This window comes from Rhizobium sp. P40RR-XXII, from assembly GCF_012641405.1.
Classification (GTDB): domain Bacteria; phylum Pseudomonadota; class Alphaproteobacteria; order Rhizobiales; family Rhizobiaceae; genus Rhizobium.
Window position 1 is genome coordinate 1 of sequence record NZ_JABAII010000020.1, and the last position, 18,671, is coordinate 18,671.

Consider the following 18,671-nt stretch of genomic DNA (forward strand, 5'->3'; position numbering starts at 1 on the left):
AGACCGTTCCCTCTATCGTTCAAGTCCATCTTCTTGACGTCGCCGAATTGGTGGAGCGCTTTCCGGAGCGCGGTCAGCGCCAGCTGCAATGGTTCTCGCCCCACGAAGCGGCCGCCCATGTCCGCGACCCGGAGTTGAAGAGCCTGCTGCGCAGGGTGGATACGCTGCTCAAAGAAGACAAGAAAGGCAAAGGATGAGCTCTCCGGCTATAGTTGGTCCAGGTAGGAATTGCGATGACGAATCGTGAGGGTCAGGCGCTACGCCCAAATTTCACAATGAAAGTTGACATTAAGTGGAACATTTTTGGAGCCCCGGCGTACCTATCAAAAGGGCGCACGAGCTCTAAACCTCGCCAACCGGACGCCGAACCAAGGCAAATCTGATCCGGGCCAATGTCAAAACCACTGAGAACAGTCCTCAACTTCAAGGGAGGCGTGCTGTGCCAAAAACTGCTAGAATTCCCCCCGTTGTTCCCCATGACGATCACATCGTCACGGCGAAAGAAGCGCTCGAGGTTTCTTTTCTTAGGCTGGAGCAGGAAGTCGAGATCCGTCTTGTCGCTGCAGCTCTACGTGCGGGATGGTCGGCAGACGACGCTCTCGACGCGATCGATCAACTGAAGGCTGAGGAAAACCGGCAATGAACCCAATAATATGTTGAAACGCGGCTCACGTCCCGGACGTCCTCTCAATTCTTGATCCGCCCAGATCGCCGTCAGGAAACTTCCATCCCCGCCAAGATGGCCGAATTCTTTGAAGAGGAAGGGCGATGGCGGGCAGTCGATTCCTCATCCCGGTTATGTCTCCAAGCTGAAGCGCTTTGAAGCAATCAATCTTCGACGCATCCGGCTGATTCCCGTCGTCGCGCCGAATTTTCTGCCTTTTCCAGTGGAGGAGGCGTCGCTGGAGCGGATGCGGGACCTGGTTCAATGCATCATTCGAGATAGTGCGGTACAATGGCCCGCTACGTCATCGAAGGCGCCCGGACCTGCACCGTCGGTGATCAACTCATGAAAAAAGAAGTGATCCTGCGGGGACTTGGTTGGGGACCTATGCCGGATTTTCCTGTCGAGGCTGAGTTGCGCGACGGCCGTTTGAACTCCATGGCCAGCAGCTATTTCCATGGCGGCGTGATCGAGCCTGTCGCCGCGCGCCGAGCCGGACGCGCGCACGGAGCAGCGGCATCGGCGTTCTAGCGTGTCCTGCAGGGGAGTGCCGATTCCAATCCCGAGCGCGAGCGCTGATGACGTCCTGATTGGGGTGGGGAACCGCAAATCTCAGCCCTTCGAACTTCAGCTATGAGCCGAAGCCCCGGTCTTCACGAGGCCCGAGATGTAAGCCCGCAAGCTGGTTGTTCCACGCATGGGGTCTTTGGGCATATCGAATCCGCCCAACGATACCTCGATCATTCGCGCGTAGGCATGGGCCGCTTGTTCTGAAAAACCCGCTTGCTTCAGGCTCGATTCCCACTCGCCCCGTTCAATCGTTCGGACAGTAACGGCATGCTCCAGCGTTTCGGCGAAAGCATCCGCGACGTCGTCGAACGAGTACGCTTCCGGTCCTTCAACATACCTGATCCCGACGTCGTCGAGCGAAGTGGTCAGCCGTCTTGCTGCGGCCACGCCGAGATCGGTCGGAGCCACCATCGGTATCTTCAAATGCGCCGGGAACATCGTGATGATAAAGCCCCGCTGAGCCTCGTCGAGCAGCATATCGAGGTTGGTGAAGTAATACGCGCCGCGGTTGACGGCCATCGGGATCGCAGCTGCGCCAACGCGTTTCTCGAAAGCCCATAGAACCGAGAGATCGCCGATCGCATCACCCGGCTGCGCGCCGTAGGTGGACTCCACCAGGATTTTTTCCAAGTTCGCTCCGGCGACTGCCTCGGCAATGCTCGTGGCCGTCCGGGTTTCTTCTGCATCTGTGTCGGTGGTAACGGGAGCCGGAGGGTTCAACAGGAATGCCCGTCGGCCACGACGGAGCGTAGCGCGAAGAGCCTCCATATTACCGACGTCGACAACGGCGATGTCGGCGCCGGCGGATTTGAGGTCACTGGCCCTGGCTTCGTCCCGTACGACCGCGATGACCTGGTGCCCCTCTCGAAGAAGCCTTCGAGCGACGACCGATCCGATATGGCCGGACGCGCCAAGGACGACGAAAGCATCTCGTTTCGGCATTACAAAACTCCTTTCTTCCGCATTTCTTGCTTTGCGGTCTCGGTTTTGTCGGCAGTGACACCCATCGCCTTGAGCACGGCATTCGATTTGGTGAACTGGACTTCGCGGTATTCGACGATTTCGAAATGGTTTCCCCAAGGGTCGAGAAAGTTAAATGGGCGGCCTTTTAAGACTATCGCGCCGGCCGCGGTGGCAAGGTCCATAACGCTCGATCTGTCGTCTACGACCAGACCGAGATGACGGTTCGCATCGCGCTCTTGCGTCCTGCCGCGGCTCAACGCGAGAGACTGGTCCCCCATGTCCACGAAAGCCATCTGCAGGACACCGCTCTCATCACGGTGGCTCCCGCGGAGCTGGAAATCGAAGACCTCACCAAAGAATTCGAGCGCCGCGTCGACATCATCGACTTCGAGCGCGACGTGGTTCATACCGATGAGCTTGGGTTTGGTCATGCTGATCTCCCGCATTCTTGATATCTTGGGCATAAGGCTGAATGATCAACAGAGTTCGGAAAGGTCTTCCAAGTGCGGGAAGTGCCTGTTTCCGCATCTGAGGATGCAGCTCCCGGCTTTGATACCGTTTTCCAGCAAGCCGCTTTCGCGGAGCCGGAGAACCTCCAAGGAACGTTCGATGCTTGTTTCTGAGACTGTCGCAAACCGTGTATAGAGATTAGAATTGCAGGATCATTTGCGATGTTTCAACGGGCGCGCTGAACTAACGTTTCGCCCCCGCGTTACCAGGTGATACCCATGGAGAGTTTTTATGACGTCGGAATTGCTGCCTGGCCGATTCAAGCGACAAATATTCCTTCTCGCGTCGTTTTCATCTTTTTGTAGGTATGCAGGGCCTCTGATGGCTCGGACCAATATGAGGTACCACCCGTATGCGCTACCGATGTCAAGGCATTGGTTCAAACCATCCATCGCATCATCAATGGCATAGGTGTGGTCGCGCTGCTCCAATCGGTAACGGTCAGACCGCGGATTGATGGCAAGGCCATGGAGATTCCCTTTGCCGAAGGCGAGACGGTTGTTGCTGATGCTCGATGATCGGGAGCTAATGGGGAGCTTGGCGTTTCGACCTGACCGAACTTTGCGGCCTCTGTATCGTTATCTTCTAAAAAGGAGCCATTCCCTCAAAAACCGTAGCGCCTATGCCAACGGCTCACGGGTCGGCGAACCAACCTCATTTCATAGAAGCGGCTTCGCGAATAGTTCGCGTCTTAATCAGCCGGGGAGACGTATCAATCCGCCTACAGGCGAGTTTCTGGAACGGGAGCTTCCGGTCTGGCAGGATGAGCGTTTCGTCATCGCTTTTGACTTTTGCGCTACTTCACACGTCAACTGAAACCACCAGATGTCAGTCGCTGCTGGTCTTGGGGGAAAATCTCAACGTCGGCATCACAAACTCGATTTCGACCTGCTGCTTTCGCCAAGTACAAGGCCCGATCGGCCTCCCGGCATAGGCAGGACAGCTCATTGCGCTCATGCGAGGCTCTCGCAATGCCTATGCTGGCCGTGACGACGATGTCTTTGGGAATGGAGGGATACTGAAGTTCAGAAACCGTTTTGCGGATTCTCTCCGCGTGAGCCATGGCATCTTCGGTTCCAGCCGGAAGAAAGACAATAAACTCTTCGCCTCCTTGCCGCGCGAGGAGAGCAAATTGCGGGAGGATTGTCTGCACGGCTTGCCCCATTATCTGGAGAACCTCGTCGCCTGCGGCGTGTCCCCAGCGGTCGTTCAACTGTTTAAAATGGTCTATATCGAGATAAAGTATCGAGTCGCCGCGACGAAGCCGGCTGGGTACGGTCGAGTTGAAAAAGCGACGATTATAAAGACCCGTAAGAGCGTCACGATCGGCCAAGCGTCTAATCTTAAGATGTTGGCGTTCGCTGATGAAGATCACGATGGAGATGGCGAGTACAAACTTGGACAGGATCATCAAGGAAAACCCGCTCGCTACATCAAGTAACAGAAACGTGTCGAACGCAAATTCCAGACCCATTATCAATGAAAGAACACTGGCGCACGCGAGTATCGCTGCGACCAATTTGCGAATTGGAAGGGGTTCGCGATAAGCGTCGCGCAACACAACGGCTGCAGTTGCAGCCATCGTTAGGCAGCCGAGAAAGGTGAACGTCGTTGCTCTATATGTGTTATTCAAGTGGAAGGCCGTGATCAGGCCAACAGCCAGCGTCGCCGCTGCGGGTATAACAACAAGCCAGGTCTTGATTTTTCGATCAGGATTGCTGATCACGACAAACGCCAGCCCTAGTAGGGAATACCCAAGGACAGCAAGGGCGATGTTCACCAGGCTGAGGGCGCCGTAAAGCGATGGGTAAATCTCAGCATGTCCCGCAAGCGTCGAGCCTCCGGCGAGGATAACAAAACTTGCGGCCAGAAGTCCAACCCCACGGCTCTCAGCCGACGTTAACCTTAAGTACCCGAGAGTTAAAGCACCCGCGATATAGGATGTCTTCTGCAGAAAGAGGACTGTTGGCATATCCAGTTCGTTCATCATCAAGCACCAAAACAGGGTCGTATGTTGAGATTGCTCTAGCTCGTACAATTAAAGATTTTGCGAAGATCGATCGAGTGCGTTCAGTGGTTCTGCGGATTGGAGGCACGCGACTTAAGCGATTTGGCGAGTTCCGCAAGGAGCTGGCATGCTGGTAGCCGAGAGCCATTTCGCGAAGTAGGGGCTGGCCCGGCTCATAGCCGAGAATGCGAAAGCCAAACAGTCCTGGACGATTGACGACCGCCGTTCAGGTCCCGTCAAGTCCGATGACCCACCGAATATTCACATGGCATGCTCGCAGCATCGATGCGCATGCCTCATCCGTTTGTCTTATCCCGACGGGCTTTTTGCAGCAGTGATATGTCACAGTTCTCGGCTAACAAGAAACTTGTAAAACAGTCCTCAAGCCACTCCGACGGTGGCAGTGAATGAGAGGCATAAAATCAAGCTGCTCTGCCATGACATCGACACGTATTGGCAGAGCAGCGATTGTCTTTCGAACGGAAGCGCGACCGTCCGGGCAGCATTAGCAGGCGGACGTCGCTGTAGTTATCATCCTCATTGGAAAACCCTCAGCGGCTTCGCTTTAGCAGGTTCTTTCTTACTAGCATTCAGTGGCCGTCTGCGTCCCCATCGGTATCTTCGCGCAACGCTAAGGCCGCAATGGCAGACGGAACGTTGGCTGCGGAGGATGAGCCGACCGTCGGAGCTGAGGTCCTGGCGGGATCGGAAACCGCAGGCGCGGGCGCAGGAAGCTTTGATGGAAGTGACGCAGTCGCGGTCGCATTAACGGAGGTTATGGAAGTCATTGAGAAGCCCCTTCTTCGGCGGAGCTTTCGCGTCATGCGTCAGCGCGGTCGAGTTTGTAGATGGTTCATCCATCCGAGAGTCGAATCGAATACCTGTCCATCGATCGCGGGCCGAAACTGGCATTCGATTCTTACAACAGACTTACAAGATGGTACCCAATCCAAATTTTCAAACAGAGCACAAAGACTTTTCGACCAATGACCCCTGACAATTAGGGGAATGGACGTGTGTTATAAGCAAAAGAGCCGAACTACGCACAAATTCTCAAGCCCGCCTTGACAGGACGTCGTCAGAGGCGCTTGGCAATGCCAATCGTGACTATCCCTCATCTGCCAAAGGACGTCGAATGGAAGGCCCTCAAATGGAACGGCCCTTTATCGATCGTATCGGATGGCTGTGCTCTGCCATCCCTTGCGCCACCGACGGCATCATATCCACGGCGAGTTTGATGGCTGGGATCGCGTCGGCCGGAATAGCATCGAGCGCCATCCCCGTCGCTGGCCCTGTGACCATGGTCGCTGGTTGATCCGGCTGTTGCGCAGACCTATGTCATTTCAGAATGGTTCATACGTTGATTGGCGCGCAGCTTGCTCAATGAAGATGCCGCATCCTGCTGTCTTTTGTTGACTATGATATAGGAAAAGGACGGACAATCCGAATTTCCGAGCTAGTTCCAGCCCTCGTTGTTCGCCCAGAACCATCATCGCGGTCGCCCAAGCGTCGGCGCTCATGCCGTCGCCGGCGATTACCGTCGCCGAGGCGGGTGGATTTTGGAGCGGCATGCCAAGCCGTGGATCCATGGTATGGGACAGACGGTGTCCGCCAACCGCCACCCAATGGCGATAATCCCCCGATGTCGCGATGGCAGCTTCCGAAAGCTCGATGATGGAGCGCGGCGCTCGTTCGTGACGATCAGGTCGCTCGATGGCAATCGCCCAAGCTCTGCCATCTGGTTGGGTACCGAGCGCGAGCAGTTCTCCGTCGATCGCGAAAAGGCCGGCTTCCACACCGTGCAGGCGAGCTACGTCCACCAGCCGATCGACACCGTAGCCCTTGGCGATGCCGTTTAGGTCGAGATACATGGCGGCATGTTTGCGTGCTCTCCGATTGGCGATGTCGAGCTCCAGCGTGTGATAAGTCGGGCTGCGGCACTTGATGCGAGCGGCCTTTATCGCCGTTTCGTCTGCATCTGCCGTCGCGAAACCCCATGCGGTGACGGCGTCCCCCATGCCAATGTCGAAAGCTCCGTCCGAAGCTTCGCCGATTGAGAGCCCCGCTTGGAGCACGTTCATCAGTTGTTCGGGCAGGGATATCCATTCGCCAAGAGTGGCGCGGTTGAGGCGATTAAGATCGCTGTCGGGCTTCCACGTGGACATCTGCTGATCGACCTGCGCGACCGCGTTTGCCATGGCGGCATCGACCTCCGCGGCTTTGAAGTCGAATGGCATGTGAAAAAGCGCAGACCAGCGAGTTCCCATGGTGGGCCCGTTCAGGGCATGACGGGCGAGATTAGTAAACGTCTTCGGCATAGCGGCCCTCCGCCTTGAGAATGGCGAGATCAACGCCGTGCGGCGTTAGGATATCTGAGAGCGCCGCGGCCACTCCCAATGCCATCTCGCGGCCGCCGCAGACCAGGATCTGACCTCCCGTCGCGACCAGCTTGCGGATCCTTGCACCGTCATTGCGCAGGACGTCCTGAACGTAGGTCGGGTTCACCGTGCGCGAAAAGGCAGCAACGACGTCCGCCAGGCGGCCTTCCGTCCTCCAGTTCGACAATTCCTCCGCGTAGAAGGCGTCGCTCGCCGGATGGCGCGTCCCGAAATAAAGATACATAGGTCGGCGCGCCCTGTTCGCGCGCGCAAAGCCCGCCAGCGGCCCGATGCCGGTGCCAGCACCGATGAGAATGACCGGCCTTCGACCGCGTGCGGGCCGGAAATCCGGATTAGGACGAACGAAAGCGCTTACTATCTGTCCGGGTTCAAGAGTCGAAAGTTGTCCGGAGCACAGGCCGCCCGGCTGTCTTCGGACGCAGATTTCGAGGAACCCGTCACTTGAGGCCGATGCGAGCGAATAGAAGCGCGGCACATTCGAACCTTCGGGGAGAATGCCGACCAGATCGCCGGCCTCGAACCTCGGCAGCGTGTTGCCTGTCAGACGCTGCCGAATGGATATTTTCGGCAGGGAAAAGCGCAGGATGACAGTGGTTGCCTCGACGCTTGCACCGTAATCGCGGCGCGAGACGAGCGACAGCTCGCACGTCTTCGGTCTGGTCTCAAGGTGATTGAGTTCGACGTTCCGACCGAGTGTTTGGGCGAGGTTCCGGCCCCAGCGGGCAAAGTCCTGGATCGATTGGCGGTCCACGGTGTCGTAAGGCAACAACGTATTCCAACCCTTTTCTTCAGCCACGCGTGCGACGTCAGCCGCGAAGCCGCAGAAGGAGGGGAAGCTGCGGTCACCGAAGCCCAGAACCGCAAGCGAAAGATCCTGCCTGACGGGTGCGCGCCGAAGGCGTTCAAGAAAGCCGCGCGCCGAAGCCGGAGCTTCGCCATTGCCGAAGGTCGCGGTAAGCAAGATCAATCGACGCGCCCGCGCCCATCGTTCGGGCTCGAATGACGACATCGGACCAACGTGAACACGCATACCCTGAACCGAGAGCGATTTGCTGAGCGTTTCGGCGAATTTCCAGGTGGTGCCACCGTCGCTGCCGACGAGGACTATGGTATAAGCGTCGCGCGCGGAAACCGAACTTCCCCTTTTCCTGCCGCGGCCGGTGAGCCAGACGGTGAGACCGGTCCAGCTCAGGACGGGAATGGCGAGCGCGGAAACGCCAAGCAGCAGGCCCATCCACGCCATGCCTCGACCTGTATGCAGCATGACAACAAAGTCGGTCACGCGATTGACCCAGTTTGAATCTTGCCAAGCGAGCAGTGCACCGGTGCCCTGATCGATAAAGCCTTCGCCGGCGTCCGTCTTAAGGGTAAATGTGTCGGTCGCATTGTCCACGGCTGGAAAGCGAAGTGAGCGAAGTGTCTCGACCGAGGTCCGACGCAGAACGGGGATGGTGCCGACGGGAACACCTGTAGCCCCGCTCACCTCCGACGGAAAGGGCGGCGCGCCGGCGCCCTCCGGCAGGTAGCCGAAGGTCGCTGCGGTCATCCAGAGGGCGGTGAGAGACGACAGAAGGAGGCCGGGCAGCGCAAGCCGCGAAACGACTGCGTGCAGGCGTCTATCGCCGGTGCCCTTTGCAGGTTTGAGGATAAGGCGCCATCCACCCGCCCGGCGTGCCAGCAGCGATAGCCCCGACAAAGCCAGCGTCAGCAGCGCTGCCGCGCCACCGGCGGCAACGAGGCGACCGGTGTCGTTAAGAAACAAGGAGCGATGGAAATCGATAAGCCACCGCTCGAAAGTCGTTGTGTTGGCGCTGCCAAGCGGTCTCCCGGTCATCGGATCGATGATGGATGAGACTGGCTGGTCGCCTTCGAGATAGTATGCCGTGATCCGGCCGGTTGGTGCGCGCCTGATTTGCTCCACCGAAGGCTCTATAGCCTGTATGCGTGCGGCGAGTTCGGCCACGCTGATCTGCTGACTGGCCGGAATCGTGAGCGTCTCAAGGGCGGGGAAGACCGAGAGTGCGGTGCCGCTTATCGCCATGACAGTGACAAGTGCTGCGGCGATCAGCCCGAACCAGCGGTGGAGCGACCGAATCATATCAATTTCCTTGGTGATTAACGCGAATAGGTGAAGTCGGCGATGTAGCTTCTGCCTTTGATCGCATGACCTGCGCCCGCTGAAGTCAGCGGTACGACGACTTCGTTAGGGCTATCCTGCATGTCTTCGGCGGCGGAATCGATGTGCAGCCGGTAACCAGCGTCGAAGAGGGTATCGGCAAGATCGACGGTGATTTTGAGCGTGCGCCCGGAGCCAACGCTGGCGCCGGTGATGCCGTTGATTTCTCTCGTGGCGCCTTTGGTCGCGCGATACCAGCCGTCCAAGTGTTCGTAGTAGCGCGCCTTGCCGCCGGCCATCCATAGGCTACCCACATATTTGCCCTGCCCATCCGTGACGTAATAGGCGAGATAGGCTCCATTGCCGCCGAAACTGCGCATGTTCGTGGTGAAGGTCACCTGGCTTGCCAGGGCAAGGCTCGGCACTGTCAGGGCCGTCGTGACGGCCAGTACGGCCAACAAGGGTTTGGTTCTCATCATATGCTCCGGTAAGAAAAGAATGGCGTGATCAATTCATCTGGCTGTGCGGCATGCTGCCGGGCACAAAGAGGCCGTTGCTCGGCCGAGTGGCGTCCTTTGGGATGGGAGTGTTTTCGTTGCCGCAGACACCACCACTGCCGCCGTCATCTTCTTCCTCGCCATGTTCGCCACAGTCGTTGGCGGCGTAATCGCCATTCCCGTCCTGCGGTTGGCGATATTCCCCGGTTTGGCTTTTTCGCTCGTGCTCGCGGTCGTCGACCTTGACGATGTCTCGACTTGCGGTGTCGAAGCTTAGCGTATCGAGCGGCAAGGCCCGGGCCGCGACGGCGGCAAGAATGCTTGTGCCGACAGCGGCGGCGAGAAGAAGTCTGCGGTTGATCATGCGTAAATCTCCTTGGGAATAAGCTTGCGGTCACCGTTGGCGCAGTGTTCATCGAGCTACGCGACATTGAGCCCGTGGGGACAATCTCGATGCGCTCAGCACCGGGCAGCGGACTCTGGCCCGTCACCGGCCATCTCGCGTCCATTCCACTCGGCGGACTATCGCCTCTTCTCCTGGGTCCCCGGATATCGCTGCCATGAAGCTAAGTGTGACGCTCGGTGAGATGCGGGTTTCATCATTGGTTTGTTCCTGTGGTCGAGGCGATCATTCGAACGACAAGCTGACCTGCACCTGACAGACGTGGAGACTTTGCTTCAGCTTCCCGTAAGCCAACCGTTGGACTACACAGGAAGGCAAAGGAGAGACCGGGCATGAGAGTCTTACTGATCGAGGACGACAGGGCGCTGGGAACGGCTATCCGTGATCAGATCGCAGCGGATGGACATTCCGTCGATTGGATGAACCGCCTTGACAGCGCGCGAGACGCGCGTGCTTCAACCAGCTACGATCTCATCTTGCTCGACCTGATGCTGCCAGATGGGCTTGGCATTCCGTTTCTCAAGGCGTTGAGGGCGCGGGGCGACGTCACACCCGTGATCATATTGACCGCGCTCGATCAGGTGTCGGATCGGATCTCGGGGCTCAATGCCGGAGCGGATGACTACATGGTGAAGCCTTTCGACCTGGACGAACTATCCGCGCGCATCGGATCTGTTGCACGCCGCTACACAGGCAATCCCAATCCAATCGTTGTGCTTGGCCCGTTGGAGGTCGACCTTGCTCGGCGCAGCGTCAGGCTGAATGGCAAGCCCGTCGTGCTGACAGCGCGAGAATGGGTGTTGTTCGAGGCGTTTGTCCAGCGTCCCGGCCAGTTGCTTTCCAAGACGCAGCTCGAAGAACGGCTTTATTCCTTCGATCAGGAAGTTGAGAGCAATGCCATCGAGGTCCATGTGAGCCGGCTACGCAAGAAGCTAGGCGCGCGCGTGATCGAAACCGAACGCGGCCTTGGTTACAGGCTGGGGCGGCCATGAACTGGATATCCTCGCTTCAGGCGCGATTGGCAATCGCGATCGGTGCATCGGTCACGATACTGTGGCTTGCAGCCGCCGTCGCCACCGCAGACCGGCTCGAGCGAGAAATGGAGCAGGTCTATGACGATGGCCTGAAGGCGACGGCGGAGCGCATCTTGCCCATCGCCCAGCATGACTTGCGGGAAGGACATCCCCGGCACGAAAGCGCTGAGGTCGACGAAGAAGACGATAGTCGTCGTGACGCGCAGCCCAAACGCGAATTTCGTTACGGCGAAGACGTGACATTCATACTGCGTGACGGACAGGGCCGTATCGTGCTTGGCTCTGCAGGCGTGGACGCCTCAGTCTTTCCTCCCTTCGAGAAGCCGGGATTTTCTCAAACCGGGACCCATCAGCTCTATTCTGCGGTAAGCACTGATGGAAATCTCAGCATTTCCGTGGCCGAACCGCTGGCGCATCGCCAGCAGCTGTCAAAAAAAATGCTGCTTGGTCTGGTGCTGCCGCTTTTAATCGTTATTCCGCTCAGTCTGGTGGCAATCCTTGTCGCAGTCCGGATTTCGCTGCGTCCAGTCCGCGCACTCAAACAGGGACTTTCGCTTCGTGGTGCACAAGACCTCTCCCCATTAGCCGCCGCCGGCCTACCGCGCGAATTATTGCCGATATCGACGGGCATCAACCAGCTTCTTACGCGCCTGAAGGGTGCCTTTGACGCCGAGCGGACCTTTGCGGCGAACGTTGCGCATGAGCTTCGAACCCCTGTTGCCGGTGCGATCGCACAAGCTCAGCGCATATGTTCCGAGACGAAAGAGGAGCTGACCGCGGAACGCACGAGGGAGATCGAGACGACGCTTAAGCGCCTCATGCGCATGTCTGAAAAGCTCATGCAGCTTGCTCGGGCCGAGGGCGGCCGGTTGCGTTCAGACGAGGCCTTCGACCTGAGATCGGTACTGCATATGATCGTCAAGGATTTCGAACGTGCCGGACAGGGGCGAATCGAGTTGACCATGCCCGAAACGGCCGTTCTATCGCCTCTCGATCCCGATGCAGTCGGCATTCTCGCCCGAAATCTCATCGAAAACGCATTGAAACATGGAGCGCAGGGAAGTCCGGTCCATGTCACGCTCGAGCAGCAAGGCACGCTATCTGTCGCCAATGATGGCCCGATCCTTCCACCGGAGGCAATGGACCGCCTCATGCGCCGGTTTGAACGCGGCAACCTCAAGATTGTCGGGAGCGGCCTTGGGCTTGCTATCGTCAAGGCGATTGCGGACCGTGTCGGAGCCGCAATCGAGGTTGTGTCGCCTCGCCGCGGAAGGAGCGAAGGCGTGGAGGTGCGGGTAAGCTTACCGATCAACTGAGAACCCCACTGTTGGCTGCGACCGTCCGTCGCTGGCTGCCGTCCTTGCCGCCAATGAGCGCGGCTGCAGCTAGTGGTTCCATTAATTCACTGCTGAAGGTCCACGACCTCTATTCGAAAAGATAACGACTGGCGCCAAGTATTCTCGACCACGGAGACATCGTCTCGACCGCAAGTCTTATCAAGGGGGTCGCGTCGGCGTCGGCGGAGACGTCACAGGCGCTAGTGGACGGCGTGGCGGGCCTCGTCGCAGGGTGACCCTCTTCAAGCGCCTGCCGCGCGGCCTTGCCCTGACCGATGAGGGGCATGCTCTCTTGCCGGTGTTGACCGATGCCTTTCGCCGTATGAGCGCCACGCTCAGCCAGCTGGAGGAAGGCAACGCGATGTCGATGGCCGCGGGCGAACACGTCTCAATCCGTTCGCAGGCGGACATCGAGGCGGCCGATCTCGCACGCGAGCGTATGAAGCTTGAGACCAGTCCAAGGCGGAATTTGAGCCCACATTTATGTCGCGCGAGGCCTAGTAGCGATGATCTGGCGAGGCAGGTTGGCGTGCAATTGAGGGCAAACAACGCGCTGGACGCCCACGCTCGAGATGAGCTCGCGGTTGTCGAGCACTTGGCGGCGCCCGATCGAAGCGGCTCTAACCTCCGCGGCAACCCTCACGGTGGGGGCCGCGTTGCCCCTTCTCATGGTCATCCCGTTCCCGGGGGCATTGATCTACTCTGTCGCCATTGCATCGTTAATTTTCCTGGCACCTCTCGGCGTCATCGGTGCGATAGCCGGTGGTGCCAATGCAGCCAGTGCCAATGCAGCCAGTGCCCGTGTGCCTTCGCCATGGCACTGACGGCAAGGATCTGGAGAGTATTGATCCGGTATCGACAGCGCGCTCATAGGAGGGGCAGTTTAGCTGAGGTGCGCCTCATCGATGTGATATCTTCGGACAACGGGATCAAGATTCCGCGATGACTTGGGCGAGCATCGAACGCAGGTTTCTCGCCAGCGCCATCAGCAAATTGCGATCGATCGCCCGCAGCGATTCCACGGGATCAATCGCCCCCGTCAAGTTTCGACCCCGACATGTCCATACGATCATATTAGCGCAGCATGGCTCCCACCTTTGGCTCCGGCTTCATATGCCATAGGCGGACTACACGCTCCGAGGTCGGGGACTTATCGACATCAGCGCTGATCTTGTTCCTCATCGTCGCTTTTACGTCGATCTTAGCCAAAATGCCGAAGCCCATTATTTCGTTCAAAATGACTCCCTCCGTGAGCGACTGCGCATGTGGGAGACGTGCCATCGCTGAGAGATTTGCAGAGCGGGTACAAATCTCCATTCCAAACTTGCAGGCTCAAAGTGCCAACTAGTCTCCTGTTCAGATCGGCTCCATCATGCGCCCATTCTTGTCATTGCCTTCTTAGACCCGTTTCCCGGCGTTGGGCATGACTGCATGAAGTTGATGCAGGTATGCCCGACGCCGGAATTCGATAATTTCACCCTTAGCAGCATCGCCCAGATCTTCCGCGCCATCTTGTTTGCAAGAGCGATCGCCACTTCCTTGCCAGCGACCGGATATGCCAGTCTCAAAGAAAAAACATCAAAACGGCGGCATGGAGCGTCACCACAAGTTTTAGAATCTCACCTTCATATCCGCTCGCAATCCATGTTCGCTTGTGTTACGGCCAAACGAGCCGGAATAGGAAAACCCCAACATCGCCGCTTTGGTAAGATTGAAATCCAGGCCGGTCTCGATGACGACAACATCCTCGGCGATCGGTATTTGATCCCGCAAGTCCCAGCGTCCCGCGTCCGGTCTTAACCACGCCACCGGCTCCGGAGATAATACTTGAATCGACAAAATCGGCCGCGAGCGTGTCGAAGCTGATCGTTGAAATGCCATCTTGCAGACTAATGGCGTTGCCCAGAGTGAGCCCCGTGTGCTGCGGTGCGACAGTCGCCGCGGCGCCTGGCGCGATAACGATATCGCCGACTAGATTCGAACCGCTCAGCAGACCGAGAACGTTGCCGGAGCTCTCGAAGCGAACGGCCGCCGCGCGGGATAGACCGTCGCTGTTCATCCCACCCACGATGGTGCCACTATTGAAAATGAGGCTGTCGCCGCGGCCAATCACGCCCACGCCTGCCGCGGCACCATTTCCCGGACCGCCCGCCACTGTCCCAGCATTTTGAAGAAGACTGTTAAAGCCTCCAAGATTGACGCCTGCACCACTTGCCCCCGCGCTACCGCCGCCGCTCACCGAGCTGGTACCAGGACCTCCTCCGATACCGCCAGTGATGGTCCCGAAATTAGTAATAATCGTCCCGCTCCCGAAAACCAGCAGACCGTCGCCGCCGCCGCCACCGGCACCGAAGCCGCCGCTGCCACCCACTCCACCATTTCCCCCAACGATAGCCCCGATGTTATTGACAGTCGCAGCCGCGAACGCCGATATGATGCCAGAACCTCCACCGCCACCGCCGCCGCCGCCGCCATTGCCGACAGAGCTACTTGCCGTAACTCCATGACCACCGGCGCCGCCCGCCACGGTAACGCCGCTGTTAATACTCAGGTCTCCCGCCGTAAAAACGCCAGCTCCGCCGCCGCCACCACCGCTTGCAAAATTGAGGCCGTCATTGCCAGCTGTGCCGTCATCCCCGGCAATGTCCGTAATAATGCCAGCCCCCCATGGGACGACAATGAAACGCCTAGGCCCCGCCTTGCCCTGCAAAGCCGTCTCCGGCGACACCATTTCCACCCACACCGTTCGCGCTCGGGCTTCCGGCGATCACGTCGGTGGCGCCTGTGCTATTGTTGAAAGCGCTTGCTCCACCGCCGTCGCCATTACCGGCACCGCCATTACCGGTACGATTTGGAATGCCGGCCCCGCCTTCGGCGCTGCACGAGGCTGTTGCCGTTGGACCGCATGCCGCCCTCGCCGCAGTCGAATAGCCATCCGACAGACATAATAAAGTGACGATCGCAAGTGCCGATGTGGTCGACGTTGCCGTGGATCGTCCTTTTGGCACCAAGAAGAGAGAGGAACGCTTTCGCTCAACGAAAGTCGCCGCAATAATATTCGCCCACATTCTGACCCCCAACACAGTCGCCTAAGTCGACCCGTGACACCGTCCCAATTTCAGCCTTTCGCTTTGATTTGGGCTTGCCTCCAACCAGCCGAACTTCCGATTCCCTCTAGCATGGAGGCAATTAAGAGCCAGAATTTATCCTCAAGATTGTATAAAAGCGCTGACAGGGGAAACCGGCAGGCCGACCCTGATGAGAAGAGAATAAGGGCGGTATAGAAACTATCAGGAGCGGGGCGGCTGATGCCAGGCTCGACGTTTCTTGCCTCATCTCGCTCAGATAAGAGCCTGTCGATGGCGATCCTCGAAGTTTCCAAAAGAACGAAACGAGCTAACGAGAAAGCATTGATCCTGGTCAATGTAGCGGATCATAAACAGAACAGTATGTTTTCATGGCACGTTCATCTTTCCAATTCTTGAATCGATCAGATGCAGGACGCCGATTGGCGTCCAGCTTAGTCGGCCTCGATCCTGTTAGCCCCGTCATATATGCACTGCCGCGTGGCGGTGTGCCGGTTGCCCTGGAAATCGCGCGCGCCCTGCATGCACCTCTTGATCTCATTCTCGTGCGCAAGATCGGCGCGCCGGGTGTGCCCGAGGTGGCGCTTGGTGCCATCGTGGACGGTGCAAGCCCTGAAACTGTTATCAACGAGGATGTTCGTCGGCTGAGCAGAGCCGACGACGTCTATCTTCAGCACGCGAAACAGCGCGAACTTGCCGAGCTCGAGCGCCGCCGTGCGCTATATCTCGGTAACCGTGCGCAGGTAGAGCCGACTGGGCATACTGCCATTATTGTCGATGACGGTCTCGCTACCGGGGCCACGGCGAAAGCAGCACTCATTGCAGCCAAAAGTCGCGGAGCCGCCAAGGTCATCCTCGCCATTCCGGTCGCACCGGCAGAGACACTCGTCGAGATGCGTCAGCACGCCGATATGGTGGTGTGCCTCCATCCTGCCACGAGCTTCCAGGGGGTCGGATCGTTCTATCAGGACTTTCATCAGCTAACCGATGAAGAAACGATCGGATTGTTGCGCCAGGGATGGGCTGAGGTTGATCAGGCGGCCGCTGCCTCCATGAAGCGCCAGATTGCAGTCCCGCCGCTCGGCCTAGTGGGTGACCTAAGTATGCCCGCAGACCCGCGCGGCATCATCCTGTTTGCCCACGGCAGCGGTTCAAGCCGTCTTAGCCCTCGAAACATTGCCGTTGCCGAGAGCCTGAATGCTCAGGGCTTCGCCACTCTTCTTCTGGATTTGCTGACGGTAAATGAGGCGAGAGATCGGCGCAACGTCTTCGATATTCCTTTGCTCGCGGAGCGCTTGCTCGAAGCTGTGATCTGGATCGGCGCCGAGCCGGACATTGCGGACTTGCCGTTGGGCCTGTTTGGCGCGAGCACTGGAGCCGGCGCAGCAATGCTGGCGGCCGCGGGACTGCGGGACCGCGTGGCAGCGGTAGTGTCGCGTGGTGGCCGGCCCGATCTTGCAGCCGAACGATTGGCCGAGGTCGAGGCGCCGACCCTCTTCATTGTTGGCGGCGGCGATCAACAGGTCCTTGAACTGAACCGAAAGGCATTGGCTGCCCTCATATGTGAAAAGATGCTGAAGATCGTTCCCAATGCCACACATTTATTTGAGGAGCCTGGCGCCTTGGAAGTGGTGACCGATATGGCAAGCGCCTGGTTCCAGCATTACTTGGCGCTGCCGGCGTCTAGGCAAACGCCCGTGCCTGCAGAGATATCGCCAACGCAGAAGATTCCGACGGTAGCCGTCGTACGAGCCGCCGCCGAGCCGCTGCCGTCGCTGGATGACCCGAATTTCGCGACTGCCTTCGATCGCTTTGCTGCTGCCCGTGTAGTGTTGCTTGGTGAGGCTTCGCATGGCACGTCGGAATTCTACCAGGCCCGTGCCGCGATCACGCGTCGATTGATCGAGCAACACGGCTTCACGCTCGTTGCTGTCGAGGCTGATTGGCCCGACGCAGCCACGATAGATCGCTATATCAGGCAAAGACCGCATCAGCCGACGAATACGCCCCCATTTTCCCGGTTCCCGATCTGGATGTGGCGCAACAAGGATGTTGACACCTTCGTCAGCTTTCTGCGGGACCACAATACCAATCAACCGCCCGCCACGAAGGTAGGCTTCTTTGGCCTTGACCTCTACAATATGACCGCTTCGATCGCTGCGGTGCTGACCTATCTCGATCGCGTAGATCCGCAGGCCGCGCAAGTGGCTCGCGCGCGTTACGCTTGCCTGTCGCCATGGTCGCGACAGCCGGCAGCTTACGGCCGCGCATCCCTGACCGAAGGATATGGCTTGTGCGAACGACCCGTGACACGGATCCTCGTCGATCTCTTGCAGAAGGAGTTCCAATACGCAAAAAGGGATGGAGCAGAGTTCTTTGACGCTATGCAGAATGCTCACCTTGTGGCGGATGCGGAGCGATACTATCGATCGATGTATTACGGCGCCCATGAATCCTGGAACCAGCGTGATCAACATATGTTCAACACGCTGCAAAATATTCTTGCATGGGCAGGTTCAACGTCGAAGGCGATCGTCTGGGCACACAACTCACACATCGGGGATGCCCGTTTCACAGACATGGGGATGGAGCGAGACGAGCTGAACATCGGCCAGTTGTGCAGACAGGCTTATGGACAGAATGCTGCCCTGATCGGCTTTGGCACCCATACTGGGACAGTCGCCGCAGCGTCAGAATGGGACGCGCCCATGGAGATCAAAACGGTGCGTCCGTCTCGGCCCGATAGTTATGAAGCCCTTTTCCACGACGTCGGTACTGATCGCTTCCTGCTTGATCTCCGAGTTGGGCAGCACAACGATCTTCGCCGCGCCATGGCTGATCCGCGCCTTGAACGTTACATTGGAGTTGTCTACCGTCCAGAGACGGAGCGCTGGAGCCACTACAGTTACGCGTCGTTGTCCAATCAATATGATGCTTTCGTGTGGTTCGACAAGACTAGCGCTGTAACGCCGTTGTCGACGCGGGTTGCCTCGGGCGAGGATCAAACTTACCCATTTGGCCTGTAATCAGATATGAGGTAACCATACATCTGGTTGTTGAAGATCGGACCGTCGCGAAAGCTGG

Annotated in this window: 13 protein-coding genes and 3 pseudogenes; 8 read left to right on the plus strand and 8 right to left on the minus strand. The window is 58.2% G+C overall.

What is annotated here, in order from left to right:
- From HGP16_RS27795 to HGP16_RS27805, 3 genes and pseudogenes are all read left to right on the plus strand, one after another.
- Positions 1-197 (plus strand): annotated as a pseudogene (locus tag HGP16_RS27795) (DNA mismatch repair protein MutT); the annotation flags it as partial.
- A gap of 242 nt (positions 198-439) precedes the next feature.
- Complete coding sequence (locus HGP16_RS27800; RefSeq protein ID WP_168843198.1) at positions 440-643, plus strand: hypothetical protein; 204 nt, start codon at positions 440-442, stop codon at positions 641-643.
- 312 nt (positions 644-955) lie between these two features.
- Positions 956-1,195 (plus strand): hypothetical protein, encoded by a 240-nt coding sequence (locus HGP16_RS27805; RefSeq protein ID WP_168843199.1) that lies wholly within the window; start codon positions 956-958, stop codon positions 1,193-1,195.
- Positions 1,196-1,291: 96 nt separating this feature from the next.
- On the opposite strand, the gene HGP16_RS27810 is transcribed toward HGP16_RS27805, so the two are convergent.
- The 7 genes from HGP16_RS27810 to HGP16_RS27840 all read right to left on the minus strand — a co-directional run bounded on the left by HGP16_RS27810 (position 1,292) and on the right by HGP16_RS27840 (position 10,091).
- Positions 1,292-2,176, minus strand: a complete 885-nt coding sequence (locus HGP16_RS27810; RefSeq protein WP_168843200.1) for an NAD(P)H-binding protein — start codon at positions 2,174-2,176, stop codon at positions 1,292-1,294.
- A complete protein-coding gene (locus tag HGP16_RS27815) occupies positions 2,176-2,628 on the minus strand; it encodes a VOC family protein (RefSeq protein ID WP_205927574.1) in 453 nt (150 codons plus the stop codon). The genes HGP16_RS27810 and HGP16_RS27815 overlap by 1 nt, the downstream gene beginning before the upstream one ends.
- Positions 2,629-3,515: 887 nt before the next feature.
- Positions 3,516-4,697, minus strand: coding sequence for a GGDEF domain-containing protein (locus tag HGP16_RS27820; protein ID WP_168843202.1), 1,182 nt, complete (start codon positions 4,695-4,697; stop codon positions 3,516-3,518).
- 1,361 nt (positions 4,698-6,058) lie between these two features.
- Positions 6,059-7,033 carry an FAD:protein FMN transferase gene (locus tag HGP16_RS27825; RefSeq protein ID WP_168843203.1) on the minus strand — a complete coding sequence of 325 codons (975 nt, stop codon included), beginning with the start codon at positions 7,031-7,033 and terminating at the stop codon, positions 6,059-6,061.
- Positions 7,014-9,212, minus strand: a complete 2,199-nt coding sequence (locus HGP16_RS27830) for a PepSY domain-containing protein (protein ID WP_168843204.1) — start codon at positions 9,210-9,212, stop codon at positions 7,014-7,016. Before HGP16_RS27830 ends, HGP16_RS27825 begins: the two co-directional genes overlap by 20 nt.
- A 17-nt stretch (positions 9,213-9,229) precedes the next feature.
- A complete protein-coding gene (locus tag HGP16_RS27835) occupies positions 9,230-9,706 on the minus strand; it encodes a DUF2271 domain-containing protein (protein ID WP_168843205.1) in 477 nt (158 codons plus the stop codon).
- Positions 9,707-9,737: 31 nt separating this feature from the next.
- Entirely contained in the window at positions 9,738-10,091 is a 354-nt protein-coding gene (locus tag HGP16_RS27840; RefSeq protein ID WP_168843206.1) for a hypothetical protein, read from the minus strand.
- Positions 10,092-10,462: 371 nt separating this feature from the next.
- On the opposite strand from HGP16_RS27840, the gene HGP16_RS27845 reads away from it, so the two are divergent.
- The 4 genes and pseudogenes from HGP16_RS27845 to HGP16_RS34465 form a co-directional block, all read left to right on the plus strand.
- Positions 10,463-11,122: a response regulator transcription factor gene (locus tag HGP16_RS27845; RefSeq protein WP_168843207.1), complete on the plus strand. Its 660-nt coding sequence runs from the start codon at positions 10,463-10,465 to the stop codon at positions 11,120-11,122.
- Positions 11,119-12,480: a HAMP domain-containing sensor histidine kinase gene (locus HGP16_RS27850; protein ID WP_168843208.1), complete on the plus strand. Its 1,362-nt coding sequence runs from the start codon at positions 11,119-11,121 to the stop codon at positions 12,478-12,480. Before HGP16_RS27845 ends, HGP16_RS27850 begins: the two co-directional genes overlap by 4 nt.
- Before the next feature lie 152 nt (positions 12,481-12,632).
- Positions 12,633-12,734: pseudogene (locus HGP16_RS34770) on the plus strand (VIT family protein); the annotation flags it as partial.
- A pseudogene (locus HGP16_RS34465) lies at positions 12,734-13,271 on the plus strand (VIT1/CCC1 transporter family protein); the annotation flags it as partial. The pseudogenes HGP16_RS34770 and HGP16_RS34465, both read left to right, overlap by 1 nt.
- 887 nt (positions 13,272-14,158) lie before the next feature.
- On the opposite strand, the gene HGP16_RS27865 reads toward HGP16_RS34465, so the two are convergent.
- Positions 14,159-15,211: a hypothetical protein gene (locus HGP16_RS27865; RefSeq protein ID WP_168843209.1), complete on the minus strand. Its 1,053-nt coding sequence runs from the start codon at positions 15,209-15,211 to the stop codon at positions 14,159-14,161.
- Positions 15,212-16,009: 798 nt separating this feature from the next.
- Between HGP16_RS27865 and HGP16_RS27870 the strand changes: the two genes are divergently transcribed.
- Entirely contained in the window at positions 16,010-18,613 is a 2,604-nt protein-coding gene (locus tag HGP16_RS27870; RefSeq protein WP_246705609.1) for an erythromycin esterase family protein, read from the plus strand.
- Positions 18,614-18,671 lie beyond the last annotated feature (58 nt).